The organism is Fictibacillus sp. NRS-1165, from assembly GCF_050468105.1.
Classification (GTDB): domain Bacteria; phylum Bacillota; class Bacilli; order Bacillales; family Fictibacillaceae; genus Fictibacillus_C; species Fictibacillus_C terrinigri.
Window position 1 is genome coordinate 180,919 of record NZ_JBDPNU010000019.1, and the last position, 18,683, is coordinate 199,601.

Annotated in this window: 24 protein-coding genes; 22 read left to right on the forward strand and 2 right to left on the reverse strand. The window is 46.7% G+C overall.

Annotated elements, in window-relative coordinates; all coding sequences use genetic code 11:
* Positions 1–111 precede the first annotated feature (111 nt).
* The 14 genes from ABHN01_RS07935 (at position 112) to ABHN01_RS08000 (ending at position 12,498) form a co-directional block, all read left to right on the forward strand.
* Entirely contained in the window at positions 112–336 is a 225-nt protein-coding gene (locus ABHN01_RS07935; RefSeq protein WP_248254407.1) for an AtpZ/AtpI family protein, read from the forward strand.
* Positions 333–716: an ATP synthase subunit I gene (locus tag ABHN01_RS07940; RefSeq protein ID WP_429875079.1), complete on the forward strand. Its 384-nt coding sequence runs from the start codon at positions 333–335 to the stop codon at positions 714–716. The genes ABHN01_RS07935 and ABHN01_RS07940 overlap by 4 nt, the downstream gene beginning before the upstream one ends.
* A 6-nt stretch (positions 717–722) precedes the next feature.
* Positions 723–1,433 carry a F0F1 ATP synthase subunit A gene (atpB, locus tag ABHN01_RS07945; RefSeq protein WP_062238317.1) on the forward strand — a complete coding sequence of 237 codons (711 nt, stop codon included), beginning with the start codon at positions 723–725 and terminating at the stop codon, positions 1,431–1,433.
* An 82-nt stretch (positions 1,434–1,515) separates the two neighbouring features.
* On the forward strand, positions 1,516–1,728 hold the full coding sequence (atpE, locus tag ABHN01_RS07950) for a F0F1 ATP synthase subunit C (RefSeq protein WP_061973519.1): 213 nt from the start codon (positions 1,516–1,518) through the stop codon (positions 1,726–1,728).
* Positions 1,729–1,802: 74 nt separating this feature from the next.
* Positions 1,803–2,348: a F0F1 ATP synthase subunit B gene (gene atpF, locus ABHN01_RS07955; protein ID WP_429875173.1), complete on the forward strand. Its 546-nt coding sequence runs from the start codon at positions 1,803–1,805 to the stop codon at positions 2,346–2,348.
* Positions 2,345–2,896 carry a F0F1 ATP synthase subunit delta gene (locus ABHN01_RS07960; protein WP_429875080.1) on the forward strand — a complete coding sequence of 184 codons (552 nt, stop codon included), beginning with the start codon at positions 2,345–2,347 and terminating at the stop codon, positions 2,894–2,896. The genes atpF and ABHN01_RS07960 overlap by 4 nt, the downstream gene beginning before the upstream one ends.
* Positions 2,897–2,915: 19 nt before the next feature.
* Positions 2,916–4,415, forward strand: coding sequence for a F0F1 ATP synthase subunit alpha (gene atpA / locus ABHN01_RS07965; protein ID WP_290397764.1), 1,500 nt, complete (start codon positions 2,916–2,918; stop codon positions 4,413–4,415).
* Positions 4,416–4,621: 206 nt separating this feature from the next.
* A complete protein-coding gene (atpG, locus tag ABHN01_RS07970) occupies positions 4,622–5,485 on the forward strand; it encodes an ATP synthase F1 subunit gamma (protein ID WP_290399009.1) in 864 nt (287 codons plus the stop codon).
* Between the two features lie 62 nt (positions 5,486–5,547).
* Positions 5,548–6,936: a F0F1 ATP synthase subunit beta gene (gene atpD, locus ABHN01_RS07975; RefSeq protein ID WP_290397765.1), complete on the forward strand. Its 1,389-nt coding sequence runs from the start codon at positions 5,548–5,550 to the stop codon at positions 6,934–6,936.
* 22 nt (positions 6,937–6,958) lie between these two features.
* A complete protein-coding gene (locus tag ABHN01_RS07980) occupies positions 6,959–7,363 on the forward strand; it encodes a F0F1 ATP synthase subunit epsilon (RefSeq protein ID WP_290397766.1) in 405 nt (134 codons plus the stop codon).
* A gap of 142 nt (positions 7,364–7,505) precedes the next feature.
* A complete protein-coding gene (locus ABHN01_RS07985) occupies positions 7,506–8,048 on the forward strand; it encodes a glycerol-3-phosphate responsive antiterminator (protein WP_290397767.1) in 543 nt (180 codons plus the stop codon).
* 206 nt (positions 8,049–8,254) lie between these two features.
* The gene (locus ABHN01_RS07990) at positions 8,255–9,082 is read left to right on the forward strand and encodes an MIP/aquaporin family protein (protein WP_290397768.1); all 828 of its coding nucleotides are present in this window, start codon (positions 8,255–8,257) and stop codon (positions 9,080–9,082) included.
* A 55-nt stretch (positions 9,083–9,137) separates the two neighbouring features.
* The gene (gene glpK, locus ABHN01_RS07995) at positions 9,138–10,631 is read left to right on the forward strand and encodes a glycerol kinase GlpK (protein WP_290397769.1); all 1,494 of its coding nucleotides are present in this window, start codon (positions 9,138–9,140) and stop codon (positions 10,629–10,631) included.
* 205 nt (positions 10,632–10,836) lie between these two features.
* Positions 10,837–12,498, forward strand: a complete 1,662-nt coding sequence (locus tag ABHN01_RS08000) for a glycerol-3-phosphate dehydrogenase/oxidase (RefSeq protein ID WP_429875081.1) — start codon at positions 10,837–10,839, stop codon at positions 12,496–12,498.
* A gap of 36 nt (positions 12,499–12,534) precedes the next feature.
* Here the strand turns inward: ABHN01_RS08000 and ABHN01_RS08005 are convergent, their stop codons facing one another.
* Together ABHN01_RS08005 and ABHN01_RS08010 are read right to left on the reverse strand one after the other, a co-directional pair.
* The gene (locus ABHN01_RS08005) at positions 12,535–12,846 is read right to left on the reverse strand and encodes a DUF1722 domain-containing protein (RefSeq protein WP_429875174.1); all 312 of its coding nucleotides are present in this window, start codon (positions 12,844–12,846) and stop codon (positions 12,535–12,537) included.
* Positions 12,755–12,946 (reverse strand): hypothetical protein, encoded by a 192-nt coding sequence (locus tag ABHN01_RS08010; protein WP_429875178.1) that lies wholly within the window; start codon positions 12,944–12,946, stop codon positions 12,755–12,757. Before ABHN01_RS08010 ends, ABHN01_RS08005 begins: the two co-directional genes overlap by 92 nt.
* A 273-nt stretch (positions 12,947–13,219) precedes the next feature.
* Between ABHN01_RS08010 and ABHN01_RS08015 the strand changes: the two genes are divergently transcribed.
* From ABHN01_RS08015 to nuoK, 8 genes are read left to right on the forward strand one after another with little or no spacing between them, the layout of a single operon-like run.
* Positions 13,220–13,594 carry an NADH-quinone oxidoreductase subunit A gene (locus tag ABHN01_RS08015; RefSeq protein ID WP_429875082.1) on the forward strand — a complete coding sequence of 125 codons (375 nt, stop codon included), beginning with the start codon at positions 13,220–13,222 and terminating at the stop codon, positions 13,592–13,594.
* Positions 13,585–14,097 carry a NuoB/complex I 20 kDa subunit family protein gene (locus ABHN01_RS08020; protein ID WP_283891432.1) on the forward strand — a complete coding sequence of 171 codons (513 nt, stop codon included), beginning with the start codon at positions 13,585–13,587 and terminating at the stop codon, positions 14,095–14,097. The genes ABHN01_RS08015 and ABHN01_RS08020 overlap by 10 nt, the downstream gene beginning before the upstream one ends.
* 3 nt (positions 14,098–14,100) lie before the next feature.
* On the forward strand, positions 14,101–15,294 hold the full coding sequence (locus ABHN01_RS08025; RefSeq protein WP_429875083.1) for an NADH-quinone oxidoreductase subunit C: 1,194 nt from the start codon (positions 14,101–14,103) through the stop codon (positions 15,292–15,294).
* 3 nt (positions 15,295–15,297) lie between these two features.
* Positions 15,298–16,398, forward strand: coding sequence for an NADH-quinone oxidoreductase subunit D (locus tag ABHN01_RS08030; protein WP_429875084.1), 1,101 nt, complete (start codon positions 15,298–15,300; stop codon positions 16,396–16,398).
* Positions 16,398–17,402, forward strand: a complete 1,005-nt coding sequence (gene nuoH / locus ABHN01_RS08035; RefSeq protein ID WP_429875085.1) for an NADH-quinone oxidoreductase subunit NuoH — start codon at positions 16,398–16,400, stop codon at positions 17,400–17,402. Before ABHN01_RS08030 ends, nuoH begins: the two co-directional genes overlap by 1 nt.
* 26 nt (positions 17,403–17,428) lie before the next feature.
* Positions 17,429–17,848: an NADH-quinone oxidoreductase subunit NuoI gene (nuoI, locus tag ABHN01_RS08040; protein WP_290397776.1), complete on the forward strand. Its 420-nt coding sequence runs from the start codon at positions 17,429–17,431 to the stop codon at positions 17,846–17,848.
* On the forward strand, positions 17,845–18,357 hold the full coding sequence (locus ABHN01_RS08045; protein ID WP_429875086.1) for an NADH-quinone oxidoreductase subunit J: 513 nt from the start codon (positions 17,845–17,847) through the stop codon (positions 18,355–18,357). The genes nuoI and ABHN01_RS08045 overlap by 4 nt, the downstream gene beginning before the upstream one ends.
* A complete protein-coding gene (nuoK, locus tag ABHN01_RS08050; RefSeq protein ID WP_290397778.1) occupies positions 18,354–18,668 on the forward strand; it encodes an NADH-quinone oxidoreductase subunit NuoK in 315 nt (104 codons plus the stop codon). The genes ABHN01_RS08045 and nuoK overlap by 4 nt, the downstream gene beginning before the upstream one ends.
* Positions 18,669–18,683 lie beyond the last annotated feature (15 nt).

An 18,683-nucleotide genomic window follows, 5' to 3' on the forward strand; every position in this document is an offset into this window, starting at 1 on the left:
TACCGCTATTGTATCCTTACAAAGGGAATATGGTAAGGTTTTCATACTAGGAGACTAGCGCGTTTCCTAATATTTTGAACTCTTGCTTATATTTCGGAAGGAGTCCATGCGATGAGCACCGGGAAACGGCCTTATAAAGCAATGGCATTAATGTCAGGTATATTGTCAACACTAGTTGGAGGTATATTGCTTGGACTTTTCGGCGGTATGTGGCTGGATCGCTTCACGGGAACAAGTCCTTTGTTCCTCATCATTGGCTTGTTTCTAGGGCTTGGAGCCGGAGTTTATGGCATGATCCGTTTATTATCCAACCAATCAGGAGAAGAACGCAAATGACCGAGTACACCATGACCTACAGAAGATACATAAAGTATACACTCTTTATGCTCTCTTTTTTTGTCCTCGGATACGGAGTAACGTCCTACAAATCCATCTTCCTCGGTTTATCATTCGGCACCCTGTTCAGTCTATTTAATCTCTGGAGTATGTACTCCAGTATCGAGCGGCTCGGACAAGCAGTCATTAACCAGCAGAAAGTCAGGACAATGGGCTCATTATCAAGACTTCTCATGGGAGGTCTCGCGGCGCTAATTGCCATGAGATTCCCGCAATTCTTCAATTTGTTAAGTGTGGTAATTGGATTGATGACGGTCTATATTATCATGTTAATAGATTCACTAACTAAAACCATACGTACTCCAAAGGAAAAGAGGTGAACACAGGTGGAACACGAAGCTCCGATACATACGTTTATGGGTTTGCAATTTAACCTGTCTAACGTATTGATGATTACAGTTTCATCACTTATTGTTTTCCTGATTGCTGTACTGGCTACCCGTGCCTTGTCCATGAGACCGGGCGGAATGCAAAACTTCCTAGAATGGGTAGTGGACTTTGTAAAAGGAATCATTAATAGCACAATGGACTGGCATACCGGCGGACGCTTTCTAACGTTAGGACTCACGCTGCTTATGTACATTTTTGTCTCCAATATGCTGGGACTGCCGTTTGCAGTAGCTTTCGGACATGAATTATGGTGGAAGTCCCCGACAGCAGACCCGACGATCACATTGACGCTCGCTGTTATGGTAGTGGTTTTAAGCCATTATTATGGAGTGAAGTTAAAGGGTGCTAAAGCATATGGTTCAGAGTTCTTCAAACCATTCAAGCTTTTCTTCCCATTAAAGCTGATTGAAGAATTCGCAAACACACTTACGCTGGGTCTTCGGCTTTACGGTAACATCTATGCCGGTGAAATTCTTCTCGGCCTTCTCGTGGGTCTCTCACACCAAGGTATCTTTGCTGGTATCCTGGGAATCTTCCCATTGATTGTATGGCAAGGGTTCTCGGTTTTCGTAGGTGCTATCCAGGCATTTATCTTTACCATGTTAACAATGGTTTATTTAGCCCATAAAGTGGCTGATGACCATTAATTAATATAATTTCCGTTTCCGGCCAAATAGCCGGGAACAAAAAAATAAAATTTACAGGGGAATAGAAGGGAGTAATACAAAAATGAATCTTATTGCAGCAGCAATTGCAATCGGTCTAGCAGCACTAGGTGCAGGTATTGGTAACGGTCTTATCGTAGGACGTACAGTTGAGGGGGTTGCTCGTCAGCCAGAACTACGCGGTACGCTTCAAACAACAATGTTTATCGGGGTTGCGTTAGTTGAAGCACTTCCTATCATCGGTGTTGTTATTGCATTTATCGTTCTTGGGAAGTAATAACAGCAGATTTAAAAAGATCTCAATAATGGCGAAGCATGTTTCAAAACTGGAACTTTTCTTCGCCATTCCTTATGTATGACCTATTGAAGGGAGGAAATACCGTGCAATCCTTAATTTTAGGTGCTGCAACCGGTGGTGTTAACGGCGGAGATATTCTCTTCCAGTTACTAGCATTCATAATCTTAATGCTCTTGTTACGCAAGTATGCATGGGGTCCGTTAATGGGCATCATGAAAGAGCGTCAATCTTATATAACAAATGAAATCGAAGCAGCAGAAACAAGCCGCAAGGAAGCGGAACAGCATCTCGCTGCACAAATTCAAGAATTAAAACAAGCGCGCGAAGAAGCAAGAGCGATCATCGAAAATGCGAAAAAACAAGGTGAAGTCCAAGGGGAAGCGATCATTCAGGCTGCCCGCGGCGAAGCAAACCGTGTAAAAGAAGAAGCGCTTGCTGACATTGCCAGTGAAAGAGAAAAAGCTGTGGCTACTCTCCGTAACGAAGTCGCTTCTCTATCCGTTATGATTGCTTCTAAAGTCATTGCGAAAGAACTAGATGAGCGCAGCCAGGAGAAGTTAATCCAGGATTACCTTCAAGAGGCAGGCGAAGCTAGATGAGCAAAGATTTGACAGTAATTGCAAAACGTTACGCATCAGCGCTTTTTGAAGTAGCAGGGAAAGAGAATCTTGATAAGGCAGAAGCTGAGCTTCGCCTCGTAAAAAGCATCATGGAACAAAACCATGATATTGAAAGGATTTTAAACCACCCGAAAATTTCTGAAAAACAGAAAAAACAAATCGTAAAAGACATCATTGGCACGGATATTTCGGCATCGGTCCTGAACACGGTTTTCCTGCTCATCGACCGCAACCGCCAAGGTTTGATCACAGAGATGGCCGGCCAATTCATTGAATTAGCAAATGAATCGCGCGGCATTGCTGATGCAACTGTCTACTCTGTCCGTTTGTTATCTGAAGATGAAAAACGCCAGCTTGAGGAAACGTTTGCGAAACCAGCAGGCAAGCAGCGGCTGCGCATTGAAAATATTATTGACCAAAGCCTCGTGGGGGGCGTAAGAATCCGCATCGGCAACCGTATTTTTGACGGAAGTGTCCGCGGAAAATTAGAGCGTATTGAACGTCAATTAGCCGCTACGCAAGGCTAAAAAGATAGGGGTGAAATTCATGAGCATTAAAGCTGAAGAAATCAGTGCTTTAATAAAGAAACAGATTGAAAACTATCAGTCTGAAATCGAAGTAAACGATGTCGGTACAGTTATTCAAGTCGGTGACGGTATTGCCCGTGCGCATGGATTGGATAATGTTATGGCTGGTGAGCTTGTTGAATTTTCTAACGGTGTTATGGGTATGGCCCAGAACCTTGAGGAAAACAACGTAGGTATCATCATTCTCGGACCTTACCAGGAAATCCGTGAAGGGGACGAAGTGAAACGTACAGGGCGAATCATGGAGGTTCCGGTTGGACCTGAACTTTTAGGACGAGTGGTTAACCCGCTTGGTCTTCCTCTTGACGGAAAAGGGCCTGTAGAAACGGTAAAAACACGCCCAATCGAGCAAAAAGCTCCAGGAGTTATGGCTCGTAAGTCTGTACATGAGCCGCTTCAGACAGGTATCAAAGCGATCGATGCCCTCGTTCCAATCGGACGCGGACAGCGTGAGCTGATTATCGGAGACCGTCAAACTGGTAAAACAGCAGTAGCGATCGATACGATCATCAACCAAAAAGATCAAGACATGATTTGTATCTATGTTGCCATCGGGCAAAAAGAGTCTACGGTTGCTGGCGTTGTTGAAACACTTCGCGAGCATGGAGCTCTTGATTACACAATTGTTGTTTCTGCAAGTGCTTCCCAGCCTGCTCCTCTTCTTTTCTTGGCGCCGTATTCTGGTGTATCCATGGCTGAGGAGTTCATGTGGGATGGAAAACACGTTTTGATCATTTATGATGATCTTTCTAAACAAGCAGCAGCTTACCGTGAACTTTCCTTGCTTCTTCGCCGTCCTCCAGGCCGCGAAGCTTACCCAGGGGACGTTTTCTACCTTCACTCACGCCTTCTTGAGCGTGCAGCGAAACTAAACGACGATCTAGGCGGCGGTTCAATCACGGCGCTTCCGTTCATTGAAACACAAGCGAGTGACGTATCGGCTTATATCCCGACAAACGTAATCTCCATTACTGATGGACAGATCTTCTTGCAGTCTGACCTGTTCTTCTCCGGTGTACGTCCTGCGATCAACGCAGGTATCTCCGTATCCCGTGTAGGGGGATCCGCTCAGATCAAGGCAATGAGCAAAGTATCCGGTACACTCCGTCTTGACCTGGCTTCTTTCCGTGAGCTTGAAGCATTTGCTCAGTTCGGTTCTGACTTGGATAAAGCGACTCAAGCAAAACTTAACCGTGGTGCGCGTACGGTTGAGGTGCTTAAACAAGGCCTTCACAAACCGCTTCGCGTAGAACTTCAAGTTGCCAGCCTTTATGCCCTCACAAGAGGATATATTGACGATGTAGCAGTTGAAGATGTCACACGATTTGAAGAAGAGCTTCATGCTTACATGGAGACCAACTCTAAAGACGTTCTTGACCAAATCAAAACCACTGGAAAACTTCCAGAAGGCGACGAGCTGGACAATGCGATCAAAGCGTTCAAGAAAGTTTTTGCATAAGAAAAACTGAAGCCGCTGTTTAAGGACGAAAAGCACTGGAACTCTTGTGCTTCAACACGGTTTTTGTGTCGGGGTGAGAGAGTGAAGTGTCTCGAGTCCCTGGCGGCTGAAGCTGGATCCGGTGTTAACAGTAAAATAATGTTTTCTAATAGATAACTGCAGGATGCTGTATGCATCCTGCAACCAGCTTAAATAAAAGGTGGTGAATACGAGTGGCATTACGAGATATTAAAGCTAGAATCGATGCAACAAAAAAGACAATGCAGATCACAAAAGCGATGGAGATGGTATCCGCTGCTGCCTTGAACCGTGCTGAGCAAAACGCCAAACGATTTGTTCCTTATATGGATAAAATTCAGGAGGTGGTTTCCAGCATCGCTTCAGGAAGCAAGAGCGCACGCCATCCTATGCTTCTTAGCCGTCCTGTGAAAAAGACGGGATATTTTGTCATCACAGCAGACCGCGGTTTGGCAGGTGCCTATAACTCCAACGTTCTTCGTCACGTTTTCCGTACGATTAAAGAGCGCCATCAGTCTCCTGATGAATATGCGATCATCGTTGTAGGTAAGGTAGGCCTTAACTTCTTTAAGAGCCGAAACATGCCGGTTTTGGACAGCATTACCGGTCTGGCTGACCAGCCATCTTTTGCAGACATTAAAGCGATCGCGAGCAAAGCGGTCAATCTATATGCGAACGAAACGTTTGACGAGCTTTACATGTACTATAACCATTTCGTCAGTGCCATCCAGTCAGAGCTGACGGAAAAGAAAGTCCTTCCGCTGGCTGACTTTGATGGAGCGAGCACATCAACTGCTTCTTACGAGTACGAGCCTTCTGAAGAAGAGATTCTAGAAGTCTTGCTTCCACAGTATGCTGAAAGCTTGATCTACGGAGCGTTATTGGACGCTAAAGCAGCGGAGCATGCTTCTCGTATGACAGCGATGAGAAATGCAACTGACAATGCAAACGAATTGATCGGCCAGTTTACGCTTACGTATAACCGTGAACGTCAAGCTGCCATCACTCAGGAAATTACCGAGATTGTCGGCGGGGTTGCGGCACTCGAATAGATTTTTATGCCTCATTCAGGCATGCCGGCACAAACCAGTGCCAGAAGTTAGGAGGGGAAACGATGAATAAAGGTTATATAACTCAGATTCTAGGACCTGTTGTTGACGTTAAATTTGATGACAGTCTTCCGGAACTTTTGAATGCATTAACTGTTGACGCTGAAGGCGTTCAATTAACTCTTGAAGTAGCCCTTCACCTAGGTGACAACACTGTCCGTACCATCGCGATGGATTCTACAGACGGTCTTGTACGTGGAATGGCAATCAATGATACAGGCAAACCGATCTCCGTTCCTGTAGGAAGTGCGACACTAGGCCGTGTATTTAACGTGCTTGGTGACCACATCGACCTTGGTGAACCGGTTCCTGCCGACGTTCGCCGTGATCCGATTCACCGCGGAGCACCAAGCTTTGAAAACCTTACAACTCGTACTGAAATCCTTGAAACAGGAATTAAAGTCGTTGACCTTATCGCTCCTTACGTTAAGGGTGGTAAGATCGGTCTTTTCGGTGGTGCGGGTGTAGGTAAAACTGTACTCATCCAGGAATTGATCAACAACATCGCACAAGAGCATGGCGGTCTTTCCGTATTTGCTGGTGTTGGTGAACGTACTCGTGAAGGAAATGACCTTTTCCACGAAATGACTGATTCCGGTGTTATTAAGAAAACAGCGATGGTTTTCGGACAGATGAACGAGCCGCCTGGAGCGCGTGCGCGTGTAGCACTATCCGGGCTTACAATGGCTGAGTTCTTCCGTGATGAAGAAGGACAAGACGTATTGTTCTTCGTTGATAACATCTTCCGTTTCACGCAAGCAGGTTCTGAAGTATCTGCCCTTCTTGGCCGTATGCCATCTGCGGTAGGTTACCAGCCGACTCTTGCAACAGAGATGGGTCAATTGCAGGAACGTATCACATCCACGAAAAAGGGTTCTGTAACATCCATCCAGGCGATCTATGTACCTGCTGATGACTATACTGACCCGGCTCCGGCAACAGCGTTTGCCCACTTGGATGCAACGACTAACCTTGAGCGTAAATTGACAGCTATGGGTATTTACCCTGCGGTAGATCCATTGGCATCCACTTCACGCGGACTTACTCCTGAAGTTGTTGGAGAAGAACACTACAATGTGGCACGCCAAGTTCAGCAAACATTGCAGCGCTATAAAGAATTACAAGATATCATCGCGATCCTCGGTATGGACGAGTTATCTGAAGAAGATAAATTGGTTGTACAGCGTGCGCGCCGTATCCAGTTCTTCCTCTCTCAAAACTTCCACGTTGCCGAGCAGTTTACTGGTCAAAAAGGTTCGTATGTACCAGTTAAAGAAACGATCCGAGGATTCAAAGAAATCCTTGATGGCAAGCACGATGACCTTCCAGAAGATGCATTCCGTCTTGTAGGTTCTATTGATGAAGTTGTTGAAAAAGCGAAGACAATGGTCTAAACCTATAAGGGGGTAAGACGAAATGAAAACGTTAGAAGTAAGTGTAGTCACCCCTGATGGTCCAGTGTTTGAAGGAACGGCGAATATGGTCAGCGCAAAAGCGAAAAGCGGAGAGCTGGGTGTTATGCCAGGACATATTCCGTTGGTTGCTCCTTTAACCATCAGTGCTGTACGTGTGCATCAGGATGGAAGAACACAATATGTGGCCGTTAGCGGTGGATTTATCGAAGTCCGGCCTGAAAAAGTAACCGTTCTTGCTCAATCGGCTGAGCTAGCCAGCGAGATTGAAATGGAACGTGCGCAAGCAGCTAAAGAGCGTGCTGAGCGCCGTTTGGCGGCAACGAGTCAAAACGATATCGACCACCAAAGAGCAGAGCTTGCTCTTCGGCGTGCGGTTAACCGTATTGATGTCGCGAGCCGCAGATAAAAAAGCAAGCAGCCTCCCTGGTTTTGGCCGGGGAGGTTTTTCTATTTTCATGATCGGTTTGAACCCCTCCTGTAAGGACGGTTTTCTTTTTTGTTGCGAAAGAGTATATAATAAAGGAAACCCGCATTTTGGAGGAAAAAAAATGAGCTTTCAAAACCAAACCATTTTACCGGCGGTCCGAAAATGGAAAGAACTCGAACAATTGTTGAACAGCCAGTATACCTACATCGTGATTCTGGACAGCCATATCGCCCAGTTGAAAAACATGGTGAAAATCGCCGGACAGGCCAAAAAGAAGCTGTTTATCCATGCGGATTTAATAAGCGGGTTAAAGGCAGATGAATATGCAGCAGAATTTATTTGTCAGGAAATCAGACCAGCGGGCATCATTTCAACCCGTACGAATGTGATCACAACGACAAAAAAGAAGGGTTTGACGGCCATTCAGCGTTTATTTCTTCTCGATTCGATCGCACTTGAAACCAGCTACAAGATCATCGAAAAAACACAGCCTGATTTCATTGAGGTTTTGCCTGGATTGATGCCGAACATCATCACGGAAGTTCATGAAAAAACCGGGATTCCTGTGTTTGCTGGCGGGTTGATCCGAACGAGAGAAGAGATTGACTTGGCGATCAAAGGCGGAGCGGTGGCAGTAACCACTTCCGATAAAGAACTCTGGTAGATTAGACATTTCATGAAATTCCCATATCCTTACCCATTGACAGCGTTTTCAAGCTGTGATTAAATATTAGACAAGTTAATAATTTGACGGAGAATCGGAGATCAGCGGACGCCCTTACACAAAATAAGGGAATTTTTTGCTGGTCTTTTTTTCCGCTAAGAGAAAGTTTTCATTCTTTTGTCTAATTTGGAAGGAGTGTGTTGGGGATGTCACCGATACTCGGAGAAATGATCGGAACAATGATTTTAATTATTTTTGGCGGAGGCGTTGTTGCCAATGTTAGCTTAAAGAAATCAAAGGCAGAAGGCGGGGGCTGGATCGTCGTTGCACTTGGCTGGGGCCTTGCTGTTACCATGGGAGTTTACGCTGTTGGAAAATTCAGTGGAGCGCACATGAATCCAGCAGTTACTTTAGGAATGGCTGCGATTGGCGAATTCAGCTGGTCTCAGGTTCCAGGATACATTGCAGCTCAGATGCTTGGTGGCTTCCTAGGCGGCATTATCGTATATTTCCAATTTTTACCTCACTGGAAACAAACGGAGGATCCTGCTGTAAAGCTTGGTGTTTTCTCTACTGATCCAGCCATTCCACATACATTATCGAATCTGTTAAGTGAGTTTATAGGAACAGCGGTTTTGCTTGTAGGACTTTTATCCATCGGGGCGAATAAGTTTACAGAAGGGCTCAATCCTTTGATCGTCGGATTTTTAATCGTAGCGATCGGCTTGTCACTGGGGGGCACAACCGGTTACGCGATTAACCCGGCGCGTGACCTCGGTCCGAGACTGGCGCATTTCTTCTTGCCGATCAGCGGCAAAGGCGGGTCGAACTGGAAGTATGCCTGGATTCCTGTTGTCGGGCCAATTTTGGGAGGCGTTTTCGGCGCATTATTCTATCAGGCACTGTTCGAAGGCAAGGTAACCGCATTCTTTTGGAGCTGGACGGTATTTTCCGCATTGGTGCTGGCAGCCGCTCACTTTGCAGGAAAAAGCGGCACACAGGGGTTTAGCCATGGTGAAAGAATCAAGAACTAACCAAAAACATAATAACAAAGAAAAACCAGTAATTTTGCAAAGGAGAGTTATTTCCATGGAAAAGAAATACGTATTATCACTAGATCAGGGAACAACCAGCTCACGAGCCATTCTTTTTAATAAAGAAGGCGAAGTGGTTTCCGTAGCGCAAAAAGAGTTTACACAGCACTTCCCGAAACCAGGCTGGGTTGAGCATAACGCCCAGGAGATCTGGGGAAGCATCCTTGCGGTAGTAGCACAGGTGCTCGAAGGAACGAATACTTCTCCTAAAGAAATAGCGGCCATAGGAATTACAAATCAGCGTGAAACAGCGGTAGTATGGGATAAAACTACCGGGAAGCCGATTTACAATGCGATCGTATGGCAATCGCGGCAGACGGCAGATATTTGTGAAGAATTGAAGGCGCAAGGCCATAACGACCTATTCAGAGACAAGACCGGTTTGCTGATCGATGCTTATTTCTCAGGTACAAAAGTCAAATGGATCCTGGATAATGTGGAAGGGGCACGTGAAAAAGCAGAAAAAGGCGATTTGCTCTTTGGAACGATCGACACATGGCTTTTGTGGAAAATGACCGGCGGGGAAGCCCACGTTACTGATTATTCCAACGCGTCCAGAACGATGATGTACAACATCTATGATTTGAAATGGGACCAGGAACTGCTTGATATCCTTGGTGTTCCTTCTTCTATGCTTCCTGAAGTGAAATCCTCGTCAGAAGTGTACGGTCATACAATCGACTATCACTTCTTTGGTGAAAGTATTCCGATTGCAGGGATTGCCGGTGACCAGCAGGCCGCGCTATTCGGGCAAGCCTGCTTTGAAACAGGAATGGCGAAGAATACGTACGGAACCGGCTGTTTTATGCTGATGAATACCGGAGAAAAAGCAGTGCGTTCAGAGCATGGACTATTGACGACACTCGCGTGGGGCATTGATGGAAAAGTGGAATACGCGCTTGAAGGAAGTATTTTTGTAGCGGGATCAGCTGTTCAATGGCTTCGTGACGGTCTACAGCTAATCCGCACTTCTCCCGAAAGTGAAGAGCTTGCTGAACGTGTAACCTCTTCTGATGGGGTATATGTGGTACCGGCCTTCGTCGGTCTCGGAACGCCATATTGGGATAGCGAAGCACGAGGAGCTGTGTTCGGTTTGACACGCGGAACGAAAAAAGAACACTTTGTTCGCGCAACACTGGAGTCACTTGCTTACCAGACTCGTGATGTATTAACAGCTATGGAAGCTGATTCCGGCATTGAACTGAAAAAGCTTCGTGTAGATGGCGGAGCGGTAAAGAACAATTTCCTCATGCAGTTCCAGGCGGATATTCTCGGTGTTCCGGTAGAACGTCCGGAGATCAACGAGACGACAGCCTTAGGAGCGGCATATCTTGCAGGTCTTGCGACAGGATTCTGGAGCGGACGCGAAGCCATTGCTGACAAATGGAAGGTCGAAAAAGACTTTGATTACAGCATGGAAGAAAAAGAACGCGAAGACCTTTACAAGGGCTGGAAAAAAGCCGTTGAGGCAGCACGAGTTTTTAAATAAAAGCGCAACATTTGCAAATTTCATCATAACTTGTTATGATAGCACTAAGTTAATAATGGTCGGAGCTACGGAGAGACCACAATACCCTGAGATAGGTTCAGGGATATTGTGGTCTCTTTTTTTTGTTCTCCCTACAAAAAAACGCTTTAAATGACGTAGTTTAGGAAAAGAATAAATAGATGGAAAAAAGAAGGAGTGGCGTGATATGGGTAATCAATTTTCAAGCAATAAAAGGGAACAATATATAGAAGATATGAAAAACGCTTCCCTTGATTTGTTAGTCATCGGGGGCGGAGTAACAGGGGCAGGAATTCTGCTTGATGCCACGACTCGCGGAATGAAAGCCGGCGTTTTGGAAATGCAGGACTTTGCCGGAGGCACGTCCAGCCGTTCTACTAAACTTGTCCATGGGGGACTTCGCTACTTAAAACAGTTTGAAGTCGGTCTGGTTGCAGAGGTGGGGAAGGAACGTGCGATCGTTTATGAAAATGCCCCGCATGTTACTACACCAGAATGGATGCTTCTTCCGTTTTATAAAAAAGGAACGTTCGGCAAGTTTTCTACATCCATTGGTTTAAAGGTGTATGACTTCTTGGCAGGCGTCAAACGAAAAGAACGCAGAAAGATGCTGAGCAAGGACGAAACCATGAACCGCGAACCCCTTTTGAAAAATAAAGAACTGCTTGGCGGCGGTTATTATGTAGAGTATAAAACAGATGATGCCCGTCTAACCCTTGAGATCATGAAAGAAGCGGTGAACCGCGGAGGAAAAGCAGTCAACTACATTAAAGTCATAGATTTCATCTATGACAACGACGGCAAGATACTGGGTGTAAAAGCTGAAGACACAGTTTCCGGCAAAGTGCACGAAATCCATGCGAAGAAAATTGTAAACGCAACGGGTCCGTGGGTCGATGAACTGCGCGATATCGATAAATCCAAAAAAGGAAAAAGAATTCACCATACAAAAGGAATCCACCTTGTGATTGACCAGGAGCGCTTCCCGCTCCGCCAAGCGGTTTACTTTGACACACCAGACGGACGAATGGTGTTTGCGATTCCTCGTGAAGGCAAAACGTATGTCGGTACGACAGATACGGATTACAAAGGGGATTTAAAAAATCCAAGAATTACGCATGATGATGTTGATTATGTCGTAAAAGCGATCAATTTCATGTTCCCGGACGTGAAAATGACTGAAAAAGACATCGAATCTTCTTGGTCTGGATTACGCCCATTGATTCACGAAGAAGGAAAGGATCCTTCTGAAATTTCAAGGAAAGACGAAGTGTTCTTCTCACCTTCAGGATTGATCACGATTGCTGGCGGCAAGTTAACCGGATATCGTAAAATGGCAGAAAAAGTAGCAGATATCGTAGCTGGCCAGCTTGAAGAGGAAGCAGGAATCAAATACGACACAAGCAATACGAAACACCTTGTTCTATCAGGCGGGAACGTAGGAGGAAGCAGCCACTACCCTGAATATATCCGCCAAAAAGTATCGGAGGGCCAAAACCTCGGCTTAAGCAAGGAAGATGCGGAACAACTCGTAAAGAAATACGGTTCCAATGTTGACCGTCTGTTTGAGATCATCCGGGACGGCCAAAAAGAAGCCGATCTCAATAAATTGCCGGTCAACGTCTATGCCACATTGATCTATGCAATGGACGAAGAGATGGCGACAACACCTGCGGATTACTTCATCCGCCGTACAAGTGCGATGTACTTTGACATTGCTTACGTACGCCAATGGAAAGAAAAAGGAATTGCTTTGATGGCCAAACACTTAAGCTGGACACCTGAGCAAACCAAGCAGCACACAGAGGAACTCGAACGCCAAATGAGCTACAGCACAGAAGCAATCTAATCTTTTTAGGTGCCAGGCACCGCTCTTTGACATATGTCAAAGGCGGGTGCCTGGCACCTTTTTCAATAAAGCAGAATTCCCCAAATAAGGGCTGGGATACGACACACTAATATAGCTCAATAGCTTTGCAGATTCAGGCTGAGAAAGCAAAAAGCCGCCCGGTATGGAACGGCAGGGGGCAAGCAGATAAAAGAATCGATTCTTTTCTTCCTGTGTAGCCGCCTTTTTGAAATAACCCCAAACATGTTCGGCTGTATTAAGAAAGGCTTTCCTCGAATAGGGAAAACTCTCTATCTCTCCCAATGCATTGAAAATTTTTATCATAATCTTCTTCCCCTCTTGCCTCATGGAACATGTTTCTGATCTTGCTGTAATACTGGCAGCCCTTCGCCATAACATCATATTTTTGTATCGCCCACTCCAGTTCAGCTTCCTTTCTGATCCTCATAAACACCCTCCTATTTACCGTTGTCAGACATACTGTCGCTAAAAGAGACCCTCTAAAATCCATCCCTTCAGCGCAGAGACAAGGAATGGGCAAAGTCCATTCCAGTCTCTTTGCGTTCACCCTCATTCTATCCCCCGAACAAGCACATATAATAGGAGTATAGTAATGAACCAGTGCCAGTCTCCCTCCTGTGTCGACACAAATTTTGGAATTTGCTATAATGAATACGATTACATAATGTTTAAAAAATTCTGATGATTAGGGAGGTAATGGATGGACTTAACACATGTTTACCAAAACAATTACCTTGTTGTAACCGTCTTTCTCGCCTTGGGTATTCTTTTGCCGGTTGGGGCATTAACGGCAGGGCGCCTGCTCCGCCCGTATAAACCGACAAAAGAGAAAGCAACCACATATGAGAGCGGAATAGAACCCTTTCATCAAAGCTGGATCCAGTTTAATGTAAGATATTATTTGTTTGGCCTCTTGTTTGTCATCTTTGATGTAGAAACCGTATTTTTATATCCATGGGCGGTCGCCTATGAACATCTCGGCGCGTTTGCTCTCATTGAAATGGGGATTTTTATTGTGATGCTCGCCCTTGGCCTCGTATATGCCTGGAAAAAGAAGGTGCTGAAATGGATCTGAAACTGTCGGATATTTCGCCTGAAGAAAAAGCTGAGCTTGAACGCAATATCTTTTTAACTACTTTGGAACAGATTAAAGCATGGGCAAGAAGCAATTCACTATGGCCGCTTACGTTCGGCCTTGCCTGCTGCGCCATAGAAATGATGGGAACAGGATCATCCCACTATGACCTGGACCGTTTCGGCAGCATATTCCGGACCTCCCCAAGACAGTCGGATGTCATGATTGTCTCCGGAACGGTAACAAAAAAGATGGCTCCAGTTCTTAAAAGGCTTTATGATCAAATGCCGGAACCGAAATGGGTGATCGCCATGGGCTCTTGCGCTACAGCAGGAGGACCTTATATCAAGTCATATGCTGTCGTTAAAGGAGTAGATCAAATCGTTCCTGTTGATGTTTATATTCCCGGCTGTCCGCCAAATCCTGCAGCCCTTATCTATGGAATCAACAAATTGCAGGAGAAGATCCGTTACGAAGCGAAGACTGGGAAGAAGGTGATGTAAGGCATGCCTAGCGAAAACGATGGACAATCTCCAGAGTCTGAATTAAAAAAGCAGGCTGCAGCTGAGGCGAAAGCGAAGGCCCTGGAGCTTGCCAAACAAAGAGCGCTCGAGAAAAAAGAGGAGAACGAAAATTCTTCCCAGGAAATGAGCATTGAAGAGCGAAAGAAAAAGGCGGTTGCAGAGGCAAAAGCATTAAGAGAAAAAGAAGAAGCACCAAGTACCAATGATTCTCTGGCTGATGAAAAGGCAAAGGCCGCAGCGAAAGCAAAGGCCGCCGCAGCAGCGAAGGCAAAAGCGGCAGCTGCCGCCAAAGCGAAAGCAGCGAGAGAGGGAGCGGGAGACCCATCTGATCCCGCAGCCGATGAAAAGGCAAAGGCGGCAGCCAAAGCAAAGGCCGCCGCAGCAGCGAAGGCAAAAGCGGCAGCTGCTGCCAAAGCGAAAGCAGCGAGAGAGGGAGCGGGAGACCCATCTGATCCCGCAGCCGATGAAAAGGCAAAGGCGGCAGCGAAAGCAAAGGCCGCCGCAGCAGCGAAGGCAAAAGCGGCAGCTGCTGCCAAAGCAAAAGCAGCGAGAGAGGGAGCGGGAGATTCATCTGGCCTTTCCGATGAAAAAGCAAAGGCAATTGCGGCCGCCAAGGCGAAAGCCGCCGCCGCTGCAAGAGCAAAAGCGGCAACTGCCACGACGAAGGCTGAGGAGCCTGCTGAGGAACAAAAACCATCCCCCCTGCAGCCGCTCCTTGATCGTTATGTCAGCTTAATCCAAAAGGCATTGGGAGAGGATGTACTTGAAGACAGCTACATCAACCGGCTCTCCAGGGACGTTCCGACCCTCGTTGCCAAACCGGATACATATTTTAAAGTTGCACAGCTTTTAAAACACCACGAAGAACTTCGTTTTGATTATTTGTCAGAACTTCACGCCACAGATTTTGAAACTCATCTAGAAGTCTACAACCATTTTTATTCCTACTCGCATCGCAGTCCCGTTGCATTAAAAGTAAAAATCAACAGAGAAGAAGCAGTGATCGATTCGCTCGCCCCTCTTTGGGCGGGGGCTGACTGGCCGGAACGGGAAGCCTTCGACCTGCTGGGCATAACTTTTATCGGGCATCCGAACTTAACGAGAATCATGATGCCCGACGATTGGGTGGGTCACCCGCTTCGAAAAGATTATGAACCGTATGATGTGGAGGTGTAGCCGGTGATCCGCACGGAGGAAATGCTGCTGAATGTCGGCCCACAGCATCCGAGCACCCATGGGGTGTTCCGGATCGTGCTGAAAATCGACGGAGAGACCATTATTGAAGCTCAACCGGTCATTGGATATCTTCATCGCGGGACAGAGAAACTCGCGGAAAATCTTCAATATACACAAATTATTCCGTATACCGACCGGATGGATTACCTTGCGGCCATGACGAACAATTATGTGATCTGCCATGCGGTGGAAACGATGATGAACCTTGAAATCCCTGAACGGGCGGAATATCTTCGTGTTCTTGTGATGGAGCTTGGCCGCATTGCCAGTCATCTTGTCTGGTTTGGAACATATCTTCTGGATATCGGAGCAATGAGCCCTTTTCTATATGCCTTCAGGGAAAGAGAGGCGATCATCGGGCTGCTGAACGAAATATCAGGGGCACGTCTTACGTTCAATTACATGAGGATTGGCGGTGTAAAATGGGATGCCCCGGAAGGTTGGATCGAGAAAATCAGGGAATTTGTTCCTTACATGCGCGAGCAGCTGTCGGGATATCACGACCTCGTTTCCGGCAATGAAATCTTCCTGAACCGTGTAAAAGGTGTTGGGTTTTATTCGAAGGAAGAGGCCCTCGATTACTCACTGAGCGGCGCTAACCTGCGCTGTACGGGGATTAGCTGGGACTTGAGAAAAGACGAATCCTATTCCATCTATGACCGGTTCAGCTTTGATGTTCCCTCTTTTGACAGCGGGGATGCCTGGGCCCGCTATCAGTGCCGGATGGCAGAGATTGAAGAATCCTTAAAAATTGTGGAGCAAGCGGTGGAGCAGTTTCCTGAAAACGGGGAGATCATGGCGAAGGTGCCAAAGATCATCAAGCCGCCAAAAGGAGAGGCATACGTCCGGATCGAGTCGCCGCGCGGGGAGATCGGCTGTTATATTGCTTCGGAAGGGAAAAAGGAGCCCTACCGCCTGAAATTCAGAAGGCCGTCTTTTTATAACCTTCAAATATTGCCAAAGCTCCTTGTAGGGGAAAACATTTCAAACCTGATTACCATACTGGGTGGAATCGACATCGTGTTAGGGGAGGTGGACGGCTGATGATGAATCATTTGTTATCCTCGCCTCCAGGCTGGATCCATGCGGCCATCTTTTTCGGTTTAGGAGCCTGCCTGCTGGTTATCGTTCTCGGATTTGTCACGTATGCCATTTTGGCAGAGCGAAAAGTACTGGGGTTCATGCAGCTTCGCCCGGGGCCAAACCGGGTCGGCGGGCGTTTCGGTCTTCTTCAGACCGTGGCAGATGTGCTGAAGCTGCTGATCAAGGAAGACACCATACCGAAGCTTGCCGATAAACCGCTTTTTATTCTGGCGCCGGTTCTCGCTTTTGCTCCGGCGTTCATGGTTTTAGCGGCGATTCCTTTTTCTGAGCACCTGAAGTTTTCCGATCTCAGCATCGGCCTTCTGTATTACATAGCCATATCAGGTGTTACCACGGTAGGCATTTTAATGGCCGGATGGGCTTCCAACAATAAATACTCGCTTCTAGGGGGAATGCGGTCTGCGGCCCAGATGATTTCGTATGAGATTCCTCTGGTCATCTCGGTGATCGGGGTGATTTTATTCAGTGGAAGCCTTAATTTGACCGACATTGTGAACGGACAGGAAAAGGTGGCTTATATCTTTCTGTCACCGCTCGGCTTCATCGTCTTTTTCATCTCCTCCATCGCTGAGCTGAACCGTACTCCGTTCGACCTGCCGGAAGCTGAATCTGAGCTGGTCGCCGGCTATCACGTAGAATATTCAGGCTTTCGCTGGGCTTTCTTTATGCTTACGGAGTATGTATATCTTTTTGCCATGGCTGCTTTAACGACCGTCCTTTTTCTTGGCGGATGGAAGCCGATCCCGTTTTTGGGCTTTATTCCGGGGATCATCTGGTTCGCCCTGAAGTTCAGCGTGATCGTCTTCTTTATGATATGGATCCGGGGAACAATGCCTCGTTTGAGAGCCGATCAGCTCATGGAGTTTGCGTGGAAAGTACTATTGCCGGTCGCTTTACTCAACATCTTTGTCAGTGCCGTTGTGAAAGAACTCTTCTTAAGATAGGTCTAGCAAAAAAGGAGTGGTGTGAGGTGAAAGGTCTTGCAAAGGGCTTAAAATATACGCTCAGTAATTTGACGAAGCAGAATGTGACAACACAATATCCGGATGTCCCTCTTCAGATGCCAGACCGTTTCCGGGGCATTCAGAAATTCTATCCGGAAAAATGTATCGTCTGCAATCAGTGTGCGAACATTTGCCCGACAGACTGTATTCAGCTGACTGGCAAGCCCCATCCCGACCCTGGGAAAAAAGGGAAAATCATTGATACGTATGACATCAATTTTGAGATCTGCATTCTGTGCGATCTTTGTACAGAAGTCTGCCCGACTGAAGCAATCGTCATGACCAACAATTTCGAACTGGCGGAGTACAGCCGGGATGAACTGTTCAAAGATCTGCTTTGGCTCGATGAGAACGACAGCAACGTGAGGAAGGAGAATAAAGCATGACAGGAGAAATGATTGCTTTCTTTATCCTGGCCTTGGCTGCCATAGCTGGCGGTGTACTGATGATTAATCTGTCAAACGTGGTTCATATGGTGGTGGCGCTGGTGTTCACGTTCCTGGCCATCGCCGGCATCTACATCACGCTGTCGGCAGAATTTGTGGCTGCCGTCCAGGTGCTGATCTATTCTGGTGCCATCACGATCATCATGCTGTTTGGGATCATGCTCACCCGCCATGAACGGGATACGGAATCAAAGATGCCAAGGATGACCGTTTTATTGTCAGGAGCAGGAGTAGCACTCTTTTTCCTGATTATGTTTTTTGGCATAAACCGTCTCAGCCTCGGGTCACCGGCGGCTGATTTACACATTGAGAACACGAAAAAAATTGGGGTCGAACTCTACTCAAAATACATCATTCCATTTGAACTGACGTCTGTCCTTCTATTGGTGGCCTTGATCGGAGCGATTGTGCTTGCGAAAAGGGACGAAGAGAAGGAGGCTGAAAAATGAATAGTATTCCTTTGTCCGTTTACCTTGTACTGGCCCTGATCCTGTTCTGCATCGGGCTGTTTGGAGCGCTGACGAAAAGAAATGCAGTCATCGTGCTCATCTCCATTGAACTGATGCTGAACGCAGTTAACATTAACCTTGTTGCTTTTGCTAAGTATGGCGCCAAACCCGGCCTGACCGGACAGATCTTTTCACTTTTTACCATCACCGTTGCGGCTGCTGAAGCGGCGGTAGGGCTGGCCATTCTGATGGCCCTGTACCGAAACCGCAAGACCGTTAATGTGGATGAAATGGATATTATGAAGCGCTAAAAAGGGGTTGGAAAA